This window comes from Erythrobacter sp. (assembly GCF_011765465.1).
Lineage (GTDB): Bacteria > Pseudomonadota > Alphaproteobacteria > Sphingomonadales > Sphingomonadaceae > Erythrobacter.
Window position 1 is genome coordinate 629170 of the sequence record NZ_CP050265.1, and the last position, 19627, is coordinate 648796.

Here is a 19627-nt window from a genome sequence, read left to right on the forward strand (position 1 = left end):
ATGGAGCTACCTGACACGGGCTCCCTACGAACGAAGGAAGACAAACGATGCGTCACGGTATTTCGCAGCGCAAGCTCGGTCGCAAGACCGGCCACCGCAAGGCCCTGTTCCGCAACATGGCGGCTGCCCTCATCAAGCACGAGCAGATCGTCACGACCCTGCCCAAGGCGAAGGAACTGCGCCCCTACGTCGAAAAGCTGGTCACGCTCGCCAAGCGTGGCGGCCTTTCGAACCGCCGCCTTGCGATGGGCCGACTGCAGGACGAAACCCAGCTCAAGAAGCTCTTCGACGTGCTGGCCGAGCGCTATTCGGACCGCGAAGGCGGCTATGTCCGCATCATCAAGGCCGGTTATCGCGCCAGCGATAGCGCCCAGCTGGCGGTGATCGAATTCGTCGACCGCGACGAGGACGCGAAGGGTCAGGATTCGGGCCCCGACATGAGCGAGATGGACGAATACGAGGACGCCTGAGCGTCTCTCGACAGGCAACCGACAGGGGCCGACGGAGCGATCCGCCGGCCCCTTTCCTTTTGGCGCTGTCGCCCTAGTGTCGCTGGCCATGAGAACGCTCCTCCTCGCCGCCGCCGCTGCGGTGTTCGCCGCGCATACCCCGGCCCTCGCCCAGTCCCCGCAGGACCGCCTCGACGTGCGCTACGACCGGGCGCTTGCAGCCGGGTACAAGGCGCTGATGCTGTGCAGCGCGATGGCCATTGCCGAGCGCAACGGGACCACGCGCAGCCCCGAAAGCGTGCACGAATGGGAGCTGTCGGGCATCTACCCTGCGCTCGACCCAATCATCCGCGACCTGCCGTACGAGATTGTGCGCCGCCCGACGGGCCAGATCGCCCATGTGCAAGTCGAGTGGGCCGACGATATGCCGGGCCGGATCGCGGCCTATTACGGGCAGGAAACCGGCTGCTCGGTCCTTCCCATCGGTGCGCCGGAGGACGTGAGCAATCCGGAGGCGCCTCTGTCCGAACCCGAGCGCGATTCTGCGGGTGCCGAGGGACGCATCGTCGAACTTGAGGTGGTCGATGGCGGCGAGGGCGGGGCGATGCTGCAAGGCCCGCTCGGCTCTGTCCTTACCGACGCCTTTGCAGAGCGATATGGCGAGGGTCGGACCACTGCGGTGCTTGTTCGACAGGTCGGCGCAGACGGCACCATGATCGAGGACTCCGCCCGTTACGCGCCCGGCTTCGACGAGAACACTCCGCAGCGCACCTGGTCGGTCGCCAAGAGCATCGCCGCCACCCTTGTCGGTGCAGCAGTCCTTTCGGGCGAATACGAAGTGAGCGACCCCGTCGGCCTCGACTACTGGCGCGCCGGGGCCGAGGGCGATCCGAGGAACGCCATCACCATCGACCACGCCCTGCGCATGGCGACGGGCCGCTATTCCGACACGCCGGGCAACCGCACCGACCCGCTCTACTGGGGCGGGACCACGGTGGACGAGCGCGCCGCCAACTGGCCGATCGTCCACAAGCCCGGCACGGTCTATCGCTACGCCAACAACGACACGCTGATGGCGGTGAAGGCGATCGAGCGCTGGCTGACCTATTATTCCCCGGACGAATTCTTCGCCAAGCTCGGCATGGACGACACCGTCGCCGAGACCGATATCCGCGGCAATTACGTCCTCTCCTCGCAGGTCTGGTCGACCGCGAGCGACCTTGCGGCGCTCGGCCAGCTCTATCTCAACGACGGTATCGGCCCGGACGGCGAGCGCCTGCTTCCCGAAGGCTGGCGCGACTACGTCTCCGATCCCGCAGGCCCCCAGCCCGAAGGGACCGCGTGGGGCTACGGTGCGGGCTGGTGGACTTTCCGCCGGCCCGAAGGGAACGCTTTCGAAGGCATTCCCGACGACGCCTTCGCCGCGCGCGGCAACCGGGGGCAATATGTCGTCGTCGTCCCTTCACGGCAGGTCGTCATCGTGCGCCGGGGCGAGGACCGCGTAGGAACCCGCTTCGACATCGCCGCTTTCACGCGCGACGTGCTGGATGCTCTCGAAGGGGAGTAAGTTGATCAAAGCCGCGCGGTAGGGCATCGGATTTCGATAAGCCTGTTCAGGCTTTACCTCCTTTAGCTGAACGCTTCCTGCACGCCGGATTCAGGCTCGTCTCACCCCCTTTCCTACACATTGCCTCTTGCGAAGCCGGGACACGCCCGTCCCGGTCAAAGCGAGGACATGACCCATGACGAGCACTTTCAAGACACTCGCCCGGTCCGCGCTCGGCACGGTTGCGGCCGGCGCGCTGGCCTTCGGCGCCGCGAGCCCTGCAATGGCCGACGACCGCCGCGACCGCGATGGCGGCATCGGCGCGGGCGAGATCATCGCCGGCGCGCTCGTCATCGGCGGGATCGCCGCGCTTGCCGGGGCTTTCGACGGGGACGACGACTGGCGCGACCGGCGCTGGCGCGACCGCAACTGGCGCGGCGACCGGCGCGGGTGGCGCGGCGACCGGCGCGGCTGGAGGGGCGGGCGCTTCGGCGATCCGCGCTTCGCGGTCGATCGCTGCGTGCGTGCCGCCGAGCGCCAGGCGCGCCGCTTCGGCGGGTGGCGCTTCGCCGACGTGACCGAGATCCGCGACGTCGACCGCAAGCGTTACGGCTTCAAGGTCAGGGGCCGCATCGTGGTCGAGGAGAATTTCCGCTTCCGCCGCAATTTCGACCGCGGCCGCTTCACCTGCCGGATCGACGGTCGCGGCCGCCCGCGGATCGATTTCGACGGCGTGAGGGGCCTGCGCTGAGGCGCAATCGACCCTGCGATACGAACCACCGCGCGCCCTTCCGGCCCTAAGGCCGGGAGGGCGCTTTCGCCTCAGGCAGGCGCTCAATCGCCAGCGAGCAGGCGGGCCATCGCGTAGGTGAGGTTCCAGGTCGGCGCGATCGCGGTGAACTCCCCCTCGATTTTGCGCTCGGACCCGTCGGTCAGCCGATAGGTCAGTGTCACGGGCGCGCCCTGGCCGGCGATCCACCGGCCCAACAGCGCGCTCGTTTCCTCGGCGGGGCCTTCCATCGCGAAGGCTTTGCCGAACCGCCTGCCCTCGCTCACCAGGGCGACGCTTCCGATCGACGAGGATACCGTGGCGGGGCCTCCGGGATCGACCGGATCGGTGAAGGCTGCATTGTCGACGAAGCGCAGCACCGAGGCCGTCGCCCCGTTCGGCAGCAGGGTCGAGCGAATGTAGAAGACCTTGCGAAAATCGAGGAACTGGTCGCACTCGACGACGTCGCCCTGCGCCACGTAGGAGCGTTTCGAGGAGCATTCGGCCAGCACTTGCGGCGTCTTCAGGTCGCCGCCTTCGACTTCGAGCACCATGCGCCTGCCGCCCATGCGCCCATGCCATATCGTGACCGTCTGGCCTGCGCGGGTGATGCGTTCTCCGACACGCAGCTTGCCGCGCACGCGGTCGGGATGCCGTTCGACCTCGCACACCACCACGGAAGGGTCGTCGGCGGACGCGAGCGCCTTGCCGTAAAAGGCCGCGTCATCGCTCCAGGCGGGCATATCGGGCGATGTCGCCGCGCCGTATTCGACGGTTTCGCAGCCCAACCGCTCGGCCGCCGCACCGACGGTTTCGACCTCTTCTACCGCAGAAGCGGCGACGGGGCTCAGGGCGAGAGCGGGCGCGGCACACGCAAGCAGGACGAGGCGGGTCATGGGCGCCGGATTAGCACGCCCTTGCGCGGGGTCTTTGTAAGAACTGGACCTTGCCGCCGCACCGCACGCGTGCTTTGATATGCGCGCCTCCTGCCGTTCACGTGCGGCTAAGCCGTGCGGGGTTAGGCGGAAGGCGACTGACGGATGAGCGATTGGTGGCCGCTCTTCTTGCGCAATGTTCGTTTGCAAGGAGGACCTTTGATGGCGTTCCCCACTCGCACGGCCGCAATCGCCACATTCACCGCCGCCCTTTCGCTGACCGCCGCTCCGGTTACTGCGGCCGAGCTTCCGGCCAATCTCGTCCGCCCCGCGGCGAGCGGCAGCGCGTTGCTCCCCGATTTCAATTCCAGCCGCTACGACCCGCAGGCCGACACCGCCGACTGGCGGCGCTGCTGGCGGCGCTGGGGCTGTCGCGGCTGGCGGGGGCGCGGCTGGAGAGGCCGGCGCGGGATCAGCGCGGGCGACGTGCTGGCGGGCGCGGTCATCATCGGCGGGATCGCCGCCATCGCCAGCGCCGCGAGCAACAACCGGCGCGAACGCGAGCGCGACGTGGTGATCGTCGAGCGCGACCGCGTGCGCTACGATGATCGTTATGACGACAGGCGCTATGACGACAGGCGCGTCGATGACCGCCGCTGGGACACTCGCCGGGCCGACGACCGCCGCGGCGCGGTTCGCCGGGCGGGCGCTTCGGGGCTCGAAAACGCGGTCGATATGTGCCTTTCCGAAATCGAGCGCGACGTGCGCGTGAACGAGGTCGACAATGTCAGCCGCACCGCGCGCGGCTGGTCCGTCACCGGATCGCTGTTCGACGGGTCGGGTTTTCTGTGTTCCATCGGCAATGACGGGCGGGTCGAGCGGGTCGACTACAGCGGCTTTTCGGACGGTTTCCGCGGCAGCGCGGCCCCGACGCCGCGCGCGCCTGCGGGCGGGGAAGAGACGTATATCCCACCGATGCGCTCGGGCGGGGGCGACCAGTGGAGCGACGTGCGCTATCTCACCGCGCGCGCCAATATCGAGGAACGCGAAGGCTTCGGCCCGCAGCCCGACGAGACGATGCGCGTCGCGCTGGTGACGAGCCCGGCCGATGTCGAGGCTGCCTTTGCCGGAGAGCGCCGCGCTGCGCCGCGCGGGGAGCCGCTCGTCCCGCTCAGCGCGTCGCGCCAGCCGGCCTATCCCGGCGGGCCGATCCCCGGCGAAGAAATCCCCGAGCGGCGTCCGATCGACGGCGACCTGCGCCGCTAAGGCGGATCAAGGCGCCGCTGAATCGCGCTCTGGCGAGGCGGCTTCTTCGGCCTGGCCCGCCCCTTCGCTCGCTTCTCCGGCGGGATACTCGCCAGCCTCGATTTCGGCGATGGCGTCCATCTGGGCTGCCGTCTCGGCGGCGGCCTTGCGCCGCAGCCTGCCATAGGACGGCCAGCGCCAGCGGAACCGGATTGCGCCGAGCCGGACGACGAAGCCGACCGCGAAGGCCGCGGCCCAGGCGATGGTCTCGTTGAAACGCAGGACCTCGGCGAGGAAGGAGCCCGCCGCCGTGATGGCCGAGGCGATCAGCGCGGCGGTGAGATATATCTGCGGCTGCATGATGACCGAAGGCCGCCCCGCCACGACATCGCGGATGATCCCGCCCGCAACCCCGGTCAGCACCCCCATCAGCATCGCCGGGACCGGCGGGATGCCATAGGCGAGCGCCTTGGCCGTCCCGAGCACCGAAAAGGCGGCGAGCCCCGCGCCGTCCGCGTAGAAGAACAGCCGCCCGTCCCAGATGCGCCCCGGGAAATACCAGGCGAGGATCGCCATGCCGAGGCAGACCGGGGCGACCCAGGGATCGAATATCCAGAACACCGGCGCGCCGATCAACAGGTCGCGGATCGTGCCCCCGCCGACTCCGGTGACGAGCGCGAAGAAGCCCATGGTGACGAAGCTCTGCCGCTCGCGCGCGGCGATGAGCGCGCCCGACAGCGCGAAGACCGCGATGCCGGCAAGGTCGAGCCAGTCGAGGATCGGGGTCAGGATCGCACCCGTAACGCCTGCGTTCATGGCGCGCTCCTCAGGCCGCGCGCGCGGCGGCGACGGAACAGCAGGACGACGCCGAAGAGCGCGCCGATGAGCGAGAGCGCGGCAAAGCCGATCAGCACCGGGTGGCTGGTGTCCTCGCGCTCGGAAAGGTCCATGATGTGCAGCCCCCAGGCGAAATCGAACCAGCGCCACCAGCGCGTGCGCACCGCCTCGATCTCGCCCGTGTCGCGCCCGACATAGATGTTCGTCCCGTCCGCAAGCGCGACCTGCCAGACCGCGAGCGGGCGGCGGAAATCGAAGGGGACGGCATCGGCTTCGAACAAGGTGGCCGCGCGCACGTTGTCGCCGCCTGCGATCCGGCGCTCGACCAGCGCGCGCGCGGCGGCGGCGTCGAGCGGGGGGAGGGGCGCGCCCGTTGCCATGTCGAGGCGGCTCACCGCCCCGTCGAGGCTGGTGAGGATCGCGACCGCGCGGCCCTCCTGCATGACCACCCGCATCTCGGCGAGCTGCGCCGCCTCGTCCGCTATGGCGCTGCCGGGCAGGACCAGCGGTTCGGCCTCGGCGGACAAGCGCAGGTGCTCGCCGCGCACTTCCTCGATGGGCTTCAAGGTCATGAACAGACCCGTGGCGAGCCATGCCGCGATCGGCACGCCGACCAGCCAGCCGAGCCAGATGTGCCACTTGGCAAGCGTGAGCATGAAGGGTTTGCGGGCCATCAGCGCGCCATGGCGGGCTGCGCTCAGCCGTGCAAGATTTTCCCGATCTCGCCCGCCGCCGCGATGCAGTCGAGGTCGGCAAAGGCCGGCCCCATGACCTGCATCCCGCAGGGCAGCTCCGCGCCGAGATAGCCGCTCGACCCGATGGGAAGGACGGTCGAGGGCAGGCCGGGGAAGGTGGCGAGCCCTGAGAAGATCAGCCCCGCGCCGCCCGGCACGTCCTCGCCGTTCACGTCGAGCGAGCCCTTGAACACCGCCTCCTCGCGATGCGGCACGGCGAGGACCGGGGCGGGGGGCGCGAGGACGAAGTCGTAGCGCTCGAACAGCCGCTCCCACAGGACCTGGCTCGCGGCCTGCGCGTCGAGCAGGTCGAACCAGTCGCTCGCCGTGGCGCGCTTGCCGCTGGGCGAGGGCGCGCCGCGGGCCATGACGGTGTTCATCATGCGCAGGTAGTCGCGGTGCTGCTGCGCGAGATCGGGCAGGAGTTCGCTTTCCCGGTCCACCGCAATGCCCGCCTGCGCGAGCGCTTCGAGCGCGGCTTCGGTCGGCCCGGCGACGCTGGCGTCGAGCGGGCAGCCGGGCAGGTCGGTGAGCGCGAGCAGGCGGCACTCGGCGAGCGGCTTGCCCTTCGCCCGGAGCGGGAAGCGCGCGCCGATTTCGGTCAGCACGGCGAGATCTTCCGCATTGCGCGCGAGCGGACCGGCGATCGACAGCGCGCTTTCATGCGCCGCGACGAAGCCTTCGCGCCGGGCCATCATCGGGTGGTCATGGCCGCGTTTCGAGACGATGCCGTGGGTCGTCTTGTGCCCCCAGATGCCGCAGAAATGCGCCGGCACGCGGACCGATCCGCCGATGTCCGTGCCGTATTCGCAAGGCACCATCCCGGCCGCCACCGCCGCCGCGCCGCCGCCGGAGGAACCGCCGGGTGAGCGCGCCGGGTCATGCGGGTTCGTGGTGCGGCCATAGACCGGGTTGAAGCTCTGCCAGTCGGTGAGGTCGGTCGGCACGTTGGTCTTGCCGATGATGACCGCGCCGGCGGCCTTGAGCCGCCGGACCAGTTCGGCATCGCGCGCGGGCACGTAATCGGTCAGCCGTTCATGGCCCCAGCAGGATTGCAGGCCCGCCACATCGAAGCTTTCCTTGACCGTCATCGGCACTCCGAAGAGCGGCTGGTTCTCGCCCCCGTCTTTTGGAGGCCCTTCCCGGTCCATCGCCTTGGCGGTTTCAAAGGCGCGCTCGAAATCGGGCACGGCGAGAGCGTTCACTTCGGCATCGAGATGCTCGATCCGCACGATCGCGGCATCGACCGCCTCGGCGACAGAGAGCCTGCCCTCCCGGATCGCCGCCGCGGTGTCGAGCGCGCCGGGCTTGGTCGTCACTTGCGGATAGGCCATCGTCTCTCCCCCTCAGGCCGCCGACGCGTGGTGTCAGATATGGATCGGCTTGCCCGTCACCGCCATCGCCGCTTCCTTGAACGCCTCGGCATGGGTCGGGTGGGCGTGGCAGGTATAGGCGATGTCTTCCGACGTCGCGCCGAATTCCATCGCTTGGGCCGCCTGCGCGATCATGGTGCCCGCAAGCGAGTTCACCATCCACACGCCCAGCACGCGGTCGGTTTCCGCATCGGCGATCACCTTGACGAAGCCGTCTGTGTCGCGGTTCGCCTTGGCGCGGCTGTTCGCCATCATCGGGAACTTGCCGACCTTGACCTTGGCCTTGTCGCCGCCCGCGGCTTCGACCGCCTGTTCCAGGGTGAGGCCCACGCCCGCGATTTCCGGCGTGGTGTAGACGACGTTCGGGATCACATCGTGGTTCACGATGCCCGTCTGCCCGGCGATGAATTCGGCCACGGCGATGCCCTCGTCCTCGGCCTTGTGCGCGAGCATGGGGCCGGGAGCCACGTCGCCGATCGCCCAGATGTTGTCGACCTTGGTGCGGAAGTCGTGGCCGATTTCGACCTGGCCCTTGTTGTTGGTCTGCAGCCCGGCCTTTTCCAGCATCAGCCCGTCGGTGTTGGGCCGTCGCCCGATCGAGACGAGGACGTGACTCGCCTCGATGGTCTGTTCGTCGCCGCCGGCCGATTTCTCGACCGTCAGCGTCACTTTCTTGCCCTTGACGCTGGCGCCGGTGACCTTGTGGCCGAGCATCATGTTCATGCCCTGCTTCTTGAAGATCTTGCCCGCTTCCTTGCGCACTTCGCCGTCCATGCCGGGCAGGAGCTGGTCGAGGAATTCGATCACCGTCACCTTCGCCCCGAGCCTGCGCCAAACGCTGCCGAGTTCGAGGCCGATCACGCCGCCGCCGATCACGACGAGATGTTCGGGGACTTCGGGCAGGTCGAGTGCGCCGGTCGAATCGACGATACGCTTCTTTGCGTTGTCGACCTCGACGCCGGGGAGCGGGGTGACGGAAGAGCCGGTCGCGATGACGATGTCCTTCGCCGTGTGGGTTTCGTCACCGACCTTGACCGTGTGCGCGTCCTCGAACGCGGCGTGGCCTTTGAGCCAGGTGATCTTGTTCTTCTTGAACAGGAACTCGATGCCGCCGGTGAGGTCGCTCACGGCCTTGGATTTTTCGGCCATCATTTTCTTGAGGTCGAACGTCGCCTTGGCCTCGATCCCCCAGGTCGCGAAATGGCCGCCCTCGGCTTCCTCGAACAGTTCGGAGGCGTGGAGCAGCGCCTTCGACGGGATGCAGCCCACGTTGAGGCACGTCCCGCCGAGCGTTTCGCGGCTTTCGACGCAGGCGGTCTTCAGCCCAAGCTGCGCCGCGCGGATCGCAGCGACATAGCCGCCGGGGCCGGCACCGATGATGAGGACGTCGTAGTCGTATTCAGCCATTATTCTGCTCCGTGACCCCTCGATGGCGAGGTGGGATCAGCCATTGTCTTGTTCAATCGTTACGCCGCGATGGCGCGCCTCACAGGTCGATCAGCATCCGGGTCGGATCCTCGATCGCTTCCTTGATGATCTTGAGCGCGGTCACCGCCTCGCGCCCGTCGATCAGGCGGTGGTCGTAGGACAGGGCGATATACATCATCGGGCGGATGACGACTTCGCCGTTCACCGCGACCGGCCGATCCTCGATCCGGTGGAGGCCGAGCACGGCGCTCTGCGGCGGGTTGATGATCGGGGTCGACATGAGGCTTCCGAACACGCCGCCATTCGAAATGGTGAAAGTGCCGCCGCTCATGTCCTCCATCGTCAGCGTGCCTTCCTTGGCGCGCTGGCCGAAATCGGCGATGTCCTTTTCGATGCGGGCGAAGCCCTTCTTGTCGGCGTCGCGGATGACGGGGACGACGAGGCCGTTGGGAGCGCTCACGGCAACCGAGATGTCGACATAGTCGTGGTACACGATCTCGTCGCCCTCGATATAGGCGTTGGCCGCCGGCACGTCCTTCAGCGCAAGGCAGGCGGCCTTGGCGAAGAAGCCCATGAAGCCCAAACGGATGTCGTGCTTCTTGGCGAAGAGGTCCTTGTACTTGTTACGGGCCTCGATCACCGCGCTCATGTCGACATCGTTGAACGTGGTGAGCAGCGCGGCATTGTCCTGCGCGCCTTTCAGCCTCTTGGCGATGGTCTGGCGCATCCGGGTCATCTTGACCCGCTCTTCGCGGCGTTCGCCGGTCGCAACCAGCGTCGGAGCGGGGGCGGGTGAAGGCGCCGGGGCGGGCGCTGCGGAAGGCGCGGGCGCGCCGCTCTTCTTCGCTTCGGCGGCGGCGATCACGTCTTCCTTGGTCAGGCGGCCGTCCTTGCCCGTGCCCTTGATCGTGGAGGGGTCCACCCCGTGTTCGAGCACCGCGCGGCGCACCGCGGGCGAAAGCGTCGCGGCCGCCGCGATCAGTTCCTCGGACGGGCCTTCGCCGCCCTTGCTGTCCGCGTCGTCGTCCTTCGTCTCGCTCTCGGCGGGCGCAGGGGCAGGGGAGGGCGAGGGCGAGGGCGAGGCTTCGGCCCCCTCGTCGATCAGCGCGATCACCGCGCCGACTTCGACCGTGTCGCCGACCGCGACCTTGTGCTCGGACATGACGCCCGCGACCGGCGAGGGCACGTCGACCGCGACCTTGTCGGTTTCGAGGCTCGCGATCGGCTCGTCGGCCTCGACCGGGTCGCCCGGCTGCTTGAGCCATTCGCCGATCGTGCCTTCCGTGACCGATTCGCCGAGGGCGGGGACTTTGATTTCGGTTGCCATTTCGGATGCTTCCTGAGCTTCGTTGCTGTCTCTTGTCTTGCTTTGGCGGGCCTAGCCGGCGAGCCCCAGCGCTTCCTCCACGAGCCGCTCCTGCTGCTCCTTGTGGCGGCTGGCGAGGCCGGTCGCGGGCGAGGCGGCGGGATCGCGCCCGGCATAGATCGGCCGCTTGCCTTCGAAGCCCGCCATGGTCAGCGAATCCTCGATCTGGTTCTGGACGAACAGCCACGCGCCGTTGTTCTTCGGCTCTTCCTGGCACCAGACGACCTGTTCGAGACCCGTCATCCGCTTCATCCGCACCGCCAGCGGCTCGCCCGGGAAGGGGTAGAGCTGCTCGATCCGCACGATCGAGACGTCGTCGAGGCCCTGCTCGTCGCGCTTTTCGATGAGGTCGTAGGCGACCTTGCCCGAACACAGGACGAGGCGCTTGACCTTCTCGTCGGCGATCTCGGTCGTGTCGGACTTGATCCGGCGGAACTGACGGTCGCCGAGGAATTCCTCGCGGTCGCTCTTCGCCATCGGGTGACGCAGCAGCGATTTCGGCGTCATGATGATGAGCGGCTTGCGGAACGGGCGCAGCATCTGGCGGCGCAGCACGTGGAAGTAGTTCGCCGGGGTGGTGATGTTGCAGACCTGGATGTTGTCGTTCGCGCACAGCTGCAGGAACCGTTCGAGCCGCGCCGAGGAGTGCTCCGGCCCCTGTCCCTCGTAGCCGTGCGGCAGCAGCATCACGAGCCCGTTGGCGCGCAGCCACTTGACCTCTCCGCTCGCGATGAACTGGTCGATCATGATCTGCGCGCCATTGGCGAAGTCGCCGAACTGCGCTTCCCACAGCACGAGGCTCTTGGGATCGGCCATGGCGAAGCCGTATTCGAAGCCGAGCACGCCGTATTCCGACAGCGTCGAGTCGTGCACCTCGAACTTGCCGTGGGGCAGGGTGTTCAGCGGCACGTATTTGCGCTCGGTCTTCTGGTCGACCCAGACGGCATGGCGTTGCGAAAAGGTGCCGCGCCCCGAGTCCTGCCCCGACAGGCGCACGCCGTAACCTTCCATCACGAGGCTGCCGAAAGCGAGCGCCTCGGCCGTTGCCCAGTCGAAGCCTTCGCCGGTCTCGAACATCTCTTTCTTCGCCGCGAGCACGCGGCCCAGCGTCTTGTGGATGTCGAGATCGTCCGGCACCTCGGTCAGCACGCGGCCGATATGGTCGAACATCTTGCGCTCGATCGCGGTTTCGACATTGCGCCGCGCGGTTTCGGGATCGGCGGGCTTGTTCAATCCGGCCCAGCGGCCCGCGAACCAGTCCGCCTCGTTGGGCTTGTAGCTCTTGGCCGCTTCGAATTCCTCGTCGAGCAATTCGACGAATTCCTTGGCGACCTCTTCGCGGTGGCCCTTTTCGATCACGCCTTCGGCGATCAGGCGCTCCTCGTAGATCTTCGAGACCTTGGGATGGCCGCGGATCGCGTCGTACATGAGCGGCTGGGTGAACTTGGGCTCGTCGCCCTCGTTATGGCCGAAGCGGCGATAGCACCACATATCGATCACCACGTCGCGGTGGAAGGTCTGGCGGTATTCGACCGCGAGCTTGCACGCGAAGGTCACCGCTTCCGGATCGTCGCCGTTGACATGGAGGATCGGCGCCATGACGCCCTTCGCCACGTCGGACGGATAGGGCGAGGAGCGGGCGAACTTGGGCGAAGTGGTGAAGCCGATCTGGTTGTTGATGATGAAGTGGATGCACCCGCCGGTGTCATAGCCCGGCACGCCGGAGAGCGAGAGGCTCTCCCACACCACGCCCTGTCCGGCGAAGGCCGCATCGCCGTGGATGAGCACGGGCAGGACTTCGTCCTTCTTGGCGAGGTCGTCGCGGATCGCCTGCTGCGCGCGGGCCTTGCCGAGCACGACCGGGTTCACCGCCTCGAGGTGCGAGGGGTTGGGCGTGAGGCTCATGTGGACCGAAATCCCGTCGAACTCGCGATCGGTCGAGGTGCCGAGGTGGTATTTCACGTCGCCCGAACCGCCGACATCGTCGGGGTTCGCGCTGCCGCCCGAAAACTCATGGAAGATCACGCGGTAGGGCTTCGCCATCACGTTGGCGAGCACGTTCAGCCGCCCGCGATGCGCCATGCCGTAGATGATCTCGCGCACGCCTGCGCTGCCGCCGTGCTTGATGACGGCTTCGAGCGCCGGGATCATCGATTCCCCGCCGTCGAGGCCGAACCGCTTGGTCCCGACATATTTCTTGCCGAGGAATTCCTCGTACTGCTCGCCGCGCAGCACGGCGGCGAGGATCGCCTTCTTGCCTTCCGGCGTGAACTGGATCGTCTCGCCCGGGCTTTCGAACTTGTCCTGCAGGAAACGGCGTTCCTCGGTGTCGGCGATGTGCATGTATTCGAGGCCGACCTTGCCGCAATAGACTTCGCGCAGGCGGCGGTGGAGCCGGCCCACCGTGGTCCATTCCATGCCGAGCACGCTGCCGACATAGACCTCTTCGTTCTCGAGCCCGGCAAGCCCGTGGAATTCGAGCGTCAGGTCCTCGGGCACCTCGCGCTGGCCGGACAGGCCCAGCGGGTCGAGATCGGCCATGAGATGCCCGCGCACGCGGTAGAGCCGCACCAGCGTCATCGCCGCGATCGACATACTCGCCGCGCGCTGGACCGCCTGCGGGTCCATGCTCTTGCCGGCCTTCGCCGCGGCCTTTTCGACCGCGCCCTTCATCGCCTCGAGGCCCATCTGCGTCGGGTCCATCGCCGCCGACAGGTCCGCGTCGGCCCCGCTCACCGTGTCGAGCCACGCCCGGTTGCCCCAGGAGGGTCCGGGCTGCGGGCCTTCCTGGTCGGTCATTTCGGGGATGAAGTTTGCGGTTTCCTTGTTCATGGCGAATGTCCCGCTGGGGGTAGGAGGGGGAGGAGGAGGGGGCGCGCCCCGGCGGGGCCGGGGCGCGCCAGAGGTATGGTCAGGCCGTTTCCTTGAGCATCGCCGCGAGCGTCGTGCCGAGTTCGCTCGGGGACGGCGAGACGCGGATGCCCGCATCCTCCATCGCCGCGATCTTGTCTTCCGCGCCGCCCTGGCCGCCCGAGACGATCGCGCCCGCGTGGCCCATGCGGCGGCCCGGAGGCGCGGTGCGGCCCGCGATGAAGCCGACGGTCGGCTTCTTACGGCCCTTGGCGGCCTCGGCCTTCAAAAAGGCGGCGGCTTCTTCTTCCGCGCTGCCGCCGATCTCGCCGATCATGATGATGCTTTCGGTTTCCGGGTCGTCGAGGAAGAGGTCGAGCACGTCGATGAAGTTCGTCCCGTTGACGGGGTCGCCGCCGATGCCGACCGCGGTCGACTGGCCGAGCCCGACCTGGGTGGTCTGGTGGACGGCTTCATAGGTGAGCGTGCCTGAACGGCTGACGACGCCGACCGAGCCCTTCTTGAAGATCGAGCCGGGCATGATGCCGATCTTGCACTCATCGGGGGTCAGCACGCCGGGGCAGTTCGGGCCGATCAGGCGCGACTTCGAGCCTTCGAGCGCGCGCTTGGCGCGGACCATGTCGAGCACCGGGATGCCTTCGGTGATGCAGATGATGAGCTCGATCTCCGCATCCACCGCCTCGCAGATCGCGTCGGCTGCGAAGGGCGGCGGCACGTAGATGCACGAGGCGGTCGCGCCGGTCGCGGCCTTGGCCTCCTTCACCGTGTCGAACTGCGGCAGGCCGATGTGCTCCGTGCCGCCTTTGCCCGGCGTCACGCCCGCGACCATCTGCGTCCCGTAGGCGAGCGCCTGTTCGGTGTGGAAGGTGCCGGTGTTGCCGGTCATCCCCTGCGTGATGACCTTGGTGTCTTTGTTTACGAGGATGGACATGATTATTCCTCTTTTATGATTCCGAATAGGTGGATTTTTGAGCGGATGATAAGCGCAATGGTCAGGGCGATCATCCCGAGCAGCATCGTCACCGCTCCAAGCATGGCAAATCCATAGATTTCCTCGCCGTCAATGCCGACTAAGTGCACCGGAGCATCGAAGAACAAGAGAAGCCCCGGAACAAGCAAGATGCTGCCGCTCACGATCGCGGTCCACCCGCTTCTCAGCCTTCTGAGGCTGACCCCTGCGATCCAACTCGCAAGGGCGACCAAGGATAGGCCAAGAAAGAAGACGAACGCGATGCTCACGCCAGCGAGCTATCCAGCCCCTTGCACGCCTCGAGCAGTTCCTTGACCGCGTCGACGCTGACCTGGAGGTTGGATTTTTCCTCGTCGTTGAGGTCGATCTCGATCACGTCCTCGGTGCCGCCCGCGCCGATCATCGTGGGAACGCCGACATAAAGCCCGTCGAGGCCGTACTTGCCTTCGACATAGCTCGCACACGGAAGGATGCGCTTCTGGTCGCCGAGATAGGCTTCGGCCATGGCGATCGCGCTGGTGGCGGGGGCGTAATAGGCCGAGCCGTTGCCGAGCAGGCCGACGATCTCGCCGCCGCCCTTGCGGGTGCGGTCGACGATTTCGTCGAGGCGGCTTTCCGACACGCCCTTGATCGCGGCCATGTCCTTCACCGGGATGCCGTTGATCGTGGAGTAGGAGAGGACCGGGACCATCGTGTCGCCGTGCCCGCCGAGGACGAAGGCGTTGACGTCGCGCACCGAGACGCCGAATTCCCAAGCGAGGAAGGTCGCGAAGCGCGCGCTGTCGAGCACGCCCGCCATGCCGACGACCTTGTTGTGCGGCAGGCCCGAGAATTCGCGCAGCGCCCAGACCATCGCGTCGAGCGGGTTGGTGATGCAGATGACAAACGCGTCGGGGCAGTTGTTCTTGATGCCTTCGCCGACCGCCTTCATCACTTTCAGGTTGATGCCGAGCAGGTCGTCGCGGCTCATGCCGGGCTTGCGGGGCACGCCCGCGGTGACGATCACCACGTCGGCGCCTGCAATGTCGGCATAGTCGTTCGTGCCCTTGATCGAGGCGTCGAAGCCTTCGATGGGTCCGCACTGGGAGAGGTCGAGCGCCTTGCCCTGCGGCATTCCCTCGGCGATGTCGAACAGGACGATGTCGCCCATTTCCTTCTTCGCGGCGAGGTGGGCGAGCGTGCCGCCGATCATCCCGGCGCCGATCAGCGCAATCTTGGTGCGGGCCATGTTTTGGACTTCCTTCCCTGATCCTTCGGGACGAAAACCGTGTCCATTGGCGCAGCCGCCAGCCCGTCCCAAGCCGAAGCGCGCCGTGATCTCGCGGGCGGGCCTAGGCGCGTGGGAAATCCATTGCAACCGCCAAAAGGGCAGGATCGGCGGAAATCTTTGATAACAGTTCGCAATTGCAATAAGCGGATGAAGGCGCGCCCCTTCGTACCGCGGACACGGCGATGCGTGGCTTTCGATGGGGTTGGTCTCAGGCTTGCGCGCGCGCCGGTGTTGGGGCGAAGTCCTCGCCGCGTTCCTGCGCGATCAGCATCGCGGCGAGGTAATCGGGCACGGCCCGGCTGAAATAGAAGCCCTGGCCCAGCGTGCAGCCCGCCTCGCGCACGGCCTGGACCTGTTCGACCGTCTCGAGCCCCTCGGCGACTATCTCGATGTCGAGCGTCGAGCCCATTTCGGCGACCGCGCGGATGATCGCATCGCTCTTGCGCCCCACGTGCGCGCCCGAGACGAAGCTGCGGTCGACCTTGATCTTGTGCAGCGGGAAGGTGTTGATGTGGCCCAGCGAGGAATAGCCCGTGCCGAAATCGTCGAGAGCGAACTTGACCCCGATCGCGGACAGTTCCTCGATGAAGGCCGCGGTCGCGTGGTTGTCCTCGATGAACAGGCTCTCGGTCACTTCGAGTTCGAGCCGCCTGGGGTCGAGCCCCGCTTCGCGCAGCGCGTTCCTGATCCCGAGCGCCGCCCCCGGCGCGCGGATCTGCAGCGGGGAGAGGTTGACCGCTAGGTTCACGTCCTCCGGCCAGGTCGCGGCCGTGCGCGCGGCCTGCGCGGTGATCCAGTTTCCGAGCGTGACGATCACGCCCGTCTCCTCGGCCACGGGGATGAATTCGTCGGGCTTCAATTCGCCCTTTTCCGGGTGGAACCAGCGCACCAGCGCCTCGAAGGTGCGGATGCGGCCGGTTTCGAGGTCGACGATCGGCTGGAAGAAGATCGACAGTTCCTCGCGCTGGATCGCGGCGCGCAGTTCGTCCTCGATTTCGCGTCGGCGGATGAGGTCGCGGGTCATCGACCGGTCGAAGAAGCGCGTCTGCGAGCGCCCGCCGACCTTGGCGTGATAGAGCGCAAGGTCCGCGCTCTGCATCAGCGTGTCGGCATCGGCCCCGTCCTCGGGCAGCAGCGCGACGCCCAATGAGGCGCGCACTTCCAGCCTGTCGCCGTCGATCCGCACCGGGCGCATGATCTCGGCATGGATCTCGCTTGCGAGCCGTTCGGTCGCCTTGCGATCCTCGACGGTGGTGAAGACCACGAATTCGTCCCCTCCGAAACGCGCCACGGTCGCGCCTGCGGGCGAGACATCGCGCAGCCGCCGCGCGACCTCGATCAGGACGCGGTCGCCGACCGGGTGGCCGAGCAGGTCGTTGACCTCTTTGAAACGGTCGAGGTCGATCCAGATCAGCGCAAGCCGCGCGTCCTCCTCGAGCCCCATCATCGTCTCGACCATCGCGTGGTTGAGCCCGGCGCGGTTGGCGAGCCCGGTGACGACATCGGTGCGGGCGAGAACCTGCATCTTGTCGGCGAGCTGCGAGCTGGTCTCGGCCGAGGCGATCGAATCGCGCAGCACCTTGAAGATGTTGAGCACGATCGACATCATCGCCGGGATGAGCAGGGCGATGGTGACCGCCAGGGTGATCAGCGCGGCCGAGCCTTCGGCGATGCAGGCCGCCATGATCGGCAGCAGCGAAAGCGTGAGCTGGCCGATCGCGATGCTGGGCCGGCCGGCATTGCGCGCCGACACGCCGACCCCGTAGCACAGCGTGTTCGCCACCATCAGCACCTGCACCTCGCCCGGCGCGCCGAGCCAGATCGTCATCGCCCCGACGATCCCGATCGCCAGCGCATAGCTGAAAGCGCCGATCTCGTAGATCGCCTCGAGCCGGGCGGTGCTGGTGCGCCCGCTGTCCGGCGACAGGCCGATCGCGGCGACCACGCGCGCAAGCGCGATCACGGTGAGCACGCTCGCACCGACATAGAGTTCGGGCAGGCGCGCGACGAAAGCCGACACGCCGGTCGCCGCGATCCCGGTGAGCGCGCCGATCGCAAGGCTGGCCGGCTGGGTGTAGAGCGTCTTTACCAGCAGACGGCGCGCGCGCGCGGACACGCGGTCCGCCCGCGGACGCGGCGCCAGCGCGCGCAGTTTGGCAAGGGGTCCACTCGCTCCCATATCCGTTCCGGGCTAGCGCAAACAGGTCAAGGCCGGGTTAACGGAACGCTTACTGCTTTATCGCGCGAAAATCGGCGCTCCGCAGGGCAGGCAGGAGTGTGCTGGCGTCTCGGGATCACCGGAAGGCGCCCGGCGGCAAGCCGGGGCGCGAGCGCGACAGGGCCGCCCGTTCAGGCGCGCGGACGGCCTTCTTGGGCCGTGATCTCGAGCGCGAGGCGGCGGTCGAGCGTGCGGGTGATCTCGAGCCACCAGTCATAGGCGGCGCGGTCGCCCGCGAAGAAAGCGGCTTCGGCCTTGACCCGCGCGGCGCGCGCGGCGCCGAGCCCGTGCTCGGCGAAATGGCGCAGGGCCGCGCGCAGGATTTCCTCGCTCGGCGCGTGGCGGCGCGCGCGCGCGGGAAGCGCGCTCGGCGCAGGCCTTGCCGCGCGCGCATTGTCATTGGCGGCCCTCTCGCGCGCACGCCGCGCGAGACCGCGCGCGACCGGTGCGCAGGCGGGTGCAGGGGCTCTTCCGTGGGCGGCCGCGAAATGGATCGTCATGCTGGCGCGGTTTCCGCTGTCTTGGCCCCGTCGCGGGCGTCGTGCCGACGCCCCTGCGACCGTGGCGCAGGCGTTGATGCAATACGCGTGGCTTTACGGGGTATGGCGCTAAGGCTTGGTGTGGAGTCAGGGTTTCGCGGGCATTAACCCTTTCGCCGCAGGGGCTTGCGGCGGGGCTGCGGCAAGCGGTTCGACCGCGATGTGCGGGGCGGGGGCTGGCGGCTCGGGCCGCGCCTTCCAGCTTCCGGCGGTGCGATATTCGGCGCGCACGCTGCCGCTGCCCTTTGCGGGTTCGGCTGAGGGTGCGGGGGAGGGGACCGGTGATTGCCGGGCGGCGGCTGGTTTGGCGGAGTCGGAGGGCGCGGGCGCGCGCGGGCGCGCCTGCGGCGCGGGCCCGCGCGCGCCCGCTCCCGGCCCCAGCTCGTTATCTGCTCCGGCATAGGCTTCATCGAAAGCGGCGAGCTGCCCGGCATTCCCCCGCGAGCGATAGAAGACGTGCGCGCCGATCGTGCCCACTGAATCGAGCGAGGCGGCCCAGCGCGGGGCGACCCACAGCGTGTGGTAATGCGTCGCAAGGCCGACCGGGGCATAGACCTCGCCCGCCAGCGCGGCCCCTGCGATGCGCCGCGCGCGCGCCCAGGCCGCACCGCGCGGGGGCCGGGCGCGGCTGCCGTCGCAGGTGAAGGTAAACTGGCAGCCGGTGGATCGTTCGGAGCCTTCGAACACCACGCCGCACACGCTGTTCGGCCAGGCGGCGTGGCGCACCCGGTTGAGCACGACCTGCGCGACCGCGCGCTGGCCCGCCTCGCTCTCGCTCGCCGCCTCGTAGAAGATCGCCTCGGCAAGGCAGTCGGCGGCGCGCGGGCTGGCGCTCGCGGCGAGGAAGGGCGCGGCGGCCGGGCCGGGATCGAGCGGTGCGCCCTCCGCCGGTGCTTCGGCCAGCGGGTCGGGCGCGGGCAGGGCGATCAGCGCGGCCCGCTCGGGCGGGTCGGCGAGGTAGTAGAAGGCCGAGCCCGGAAAGCTCATCCCGGGCTGCTCGAAAGGCATCGCCGGCGCGGCGACAGCCGGGCTCTGGCCGTCCGCAGGCACATGACGCTCCCGCTCCGCTTCCGGTGCGGCAAGGGCCGGGACGGCGATGGCGAGGACGAGCACGCCGAGCCGCCGGCGGAGCGGATG

At 68.0% G+C, this 19627-nt stretch carries 17 protein-coding genes; 4 read left to right on the plus strand and 13 right to left on the minus strand.

Annotated features, from left to right (window positions below; translation table 11 throughout):
• The first annotated feature begins 47 nt into the window (after positions 1-47).
• From rplQ to G9473_RS03070, 3 genes are all read left to right on the plus strand, one after another.
• Positions 48-470 (plus strand): 50S ribosomal protein L17, encoded by a 423-nt coding sequence (rplQ, locus tag G9473_RS03060; protein WP_291135892.1) that lies wholly within the window; start codon positions 48-50, stop codon positions 468-470.
• Positions 471-558: 88 nt separating this feature from the next.
• Positions 559-2016 carry a serine hydrolase gene (locus G9473_RS03065; RefSeq protein ID WP_291135894.1) on the plus strand — a complete coding sequence of 486 codons (1458 nt, stop codon included), beginning with the start codon at positions 559-561 and terminating at the stop codon, positions 2014-2016.
• A gap of 175 nt (positions 2017-2191) precedes the next feature.
• The gene (locus G9473_RS03070; protein ID WP_291135896.1) at positions 2192-2746 is read left to right on the plus strand and encodes a hypothetical protein; all 555 of its coding nucleotides are present in this window, start codon (positions 2192-2194) and stop codon (positions 2744-2746) included.
• A gap of 83 nt (positions 2747-2829) precedes the next feature.
• On the opposite strand, the gene G9473_RS03075 is transcribed toward G9473_RS03070, so the two are convergent.
• Positions 2830-3660, minus strand: a complete 831-nt coding sequence (locus G9473_RS03075) for a hypothetical protein (RefSeq protein ID WP_291135898.1) — start codon at positions 3658-3660, stop codon at positions 2830-2832.
• 201 nt (positions 3661-3861) lie between these two features.
• On the opposite strand from G9473_RS03075, the gene G9473_RS03080 reads away from it, so the two are divergent.
• Positions 3862-4905: a hypothetical protein gene (locus tag G9473_RS03080; protein WP_291135900.1), complete on the plus strand. Its 1044-nt coding sequence runs from the start codon at positions 3862-3864 to the stop codon at positions 4903-4905.
• A gap of 6 nt (positions 4906-4911) precedes the next feature.
• Here the strand turns inward: G9473_RS03080 and G9473_RS03085 are convergent, their stop codons facing one another.
• The 12 genes from G9473_RS03085 to G9473_RS03140 form a co-directional block, all read right to left on the minus strand.
• A complete protein-coding gene (locus tag G9473_RS03085; protein ID WP_291135902.1) occupies positions 4912-5700 on the minus strand; it encodes a trimeric intracellular cation channel family protein in 789 nt (262 codons plus the stop codon).
• Positions 5697-6395, minus strand: a complete 699-nt coding sequence (locus G9473_RS03090; protein ID WP_291135904.1) for a hypothetical protein — start codon at positions 6393-6395, stop codon at positions 5697-5699. Before G9473_RS03090 ends, G9473_RS03085 begins: the two co-directional genes overlap by 4 nt.
• Positions 6396-6418: 23 nt before the next feature.
• The gene (locus tag G9473_RS03095; protein WP_291135905.1) at positions 6419-7789 is read right to left on the minus strand and encodes an amidase family protein; all 1371 of its coding nucleotides are present in this window, start codon (positions 7787-7789) and stop codon (positions 6419-6421) included.
• Positions 7790-7822: 33 nt separating this feature from the next.
• Positions 7823-9235 (minus strand): dihydrolipoyl dehydrogenase, encoded by a 1413-nt coding sequence (lpdA, locus tag G9473_RS03100; RefSeq protein WP_291135907.1) that lies wholly within the window; start codon positions 9233-9235, stop codon positions 7823-7825.
• A 79-nt stretch (positions 9236-9314) separates the two neighbouring features.
• Positions 9315-10583, minus strand: coding sequence for a 2-oxoglutarate dehydrogenase complex dihydrolipoyllysine-residue succinyltransferase (gene odhB, locus G9473_RS03105; protein ID WP_291135909.1), 1269 nt, complete (start codon positions 10581-10583; stop codon positions 9315-9317).
• Between the two features lie 51 nt (positions 10584-10634).
• Entirely contained in the window at positions 10635-13454 is a 2820-nt protein-coding gene (locus G9473_RS03110; protein WP_291135911.1) for a 2-oxoglutarate dehydrogenase E1 component, read from the minus strand.
• Positions 13455-13533: 79 nt separating this feature from the next.
• Positions 13534-14424, minus strand: a complete 891-nt coding sequence (gene sucD / locus G9473_RS03115; protein ID WP_291135913.1) for a succinate--CoA ligase subunit alpha — start codon at positions 14422-14424, stop codon at positions 13534-13536.
• 2 nt (positions 14425-14426) lie between these two features.
• Positions 14427-14732, minus strand: a complete 306-nt coding sequence (locus G9473_RS03120) for a hypothetical protein (protein WP_291135915.1) — start codon at positions 14730-14732, stop codon at positions 14427-14429.
• Entirely contained in the window at positions 14729-15691 is a 963-nt protein-coding gene (gene mdh, locus G9473_RS03125; protein ID WP_291135917.1) for a malate dehydrogenase, read from the minus strand. The genes G9473_RS03120 and mdh overlap by 4 nt, the downstream gene beginning before the upstream one ends.
• A gap of 250 nt (positions 15692-15941) precedes the next feature.
• Positions 15942-17849: an EAL domain-containing protein gene (locus G9473_RS03130; RefSeq protein ID WP_291135919.1), complete on the minus strand. Its 1908-nt coding sequence runs from the start codon at positions 17847-17849 to the stop codon at positions 15942-15944.
• Positions 17850-18082: 233 nt separating this feature from the next.
• Positions 18083-18451, minus strand: coding sequence for a hypothetical protein (locus G9473_RS03135; protein WP_291135921.1), 369 nt, complete (start codon positions 18449-18451; stop codon positions 18083-18085).
• Positions 18452-18577: 126 nt separating this feature from the next.
• On the minus strand, positions 18578-19603 hold the full coding sequence (locus tag G9473_RS03140) for a cell wall hydrolase (protein WP_291135923.1): 1026 nt from the start codon (positions 19601-19603) through the stop codon (positions 18578-18580).
• Between the last annotated feature and the right edge of the window lie 24 nt (positions 19604-19627).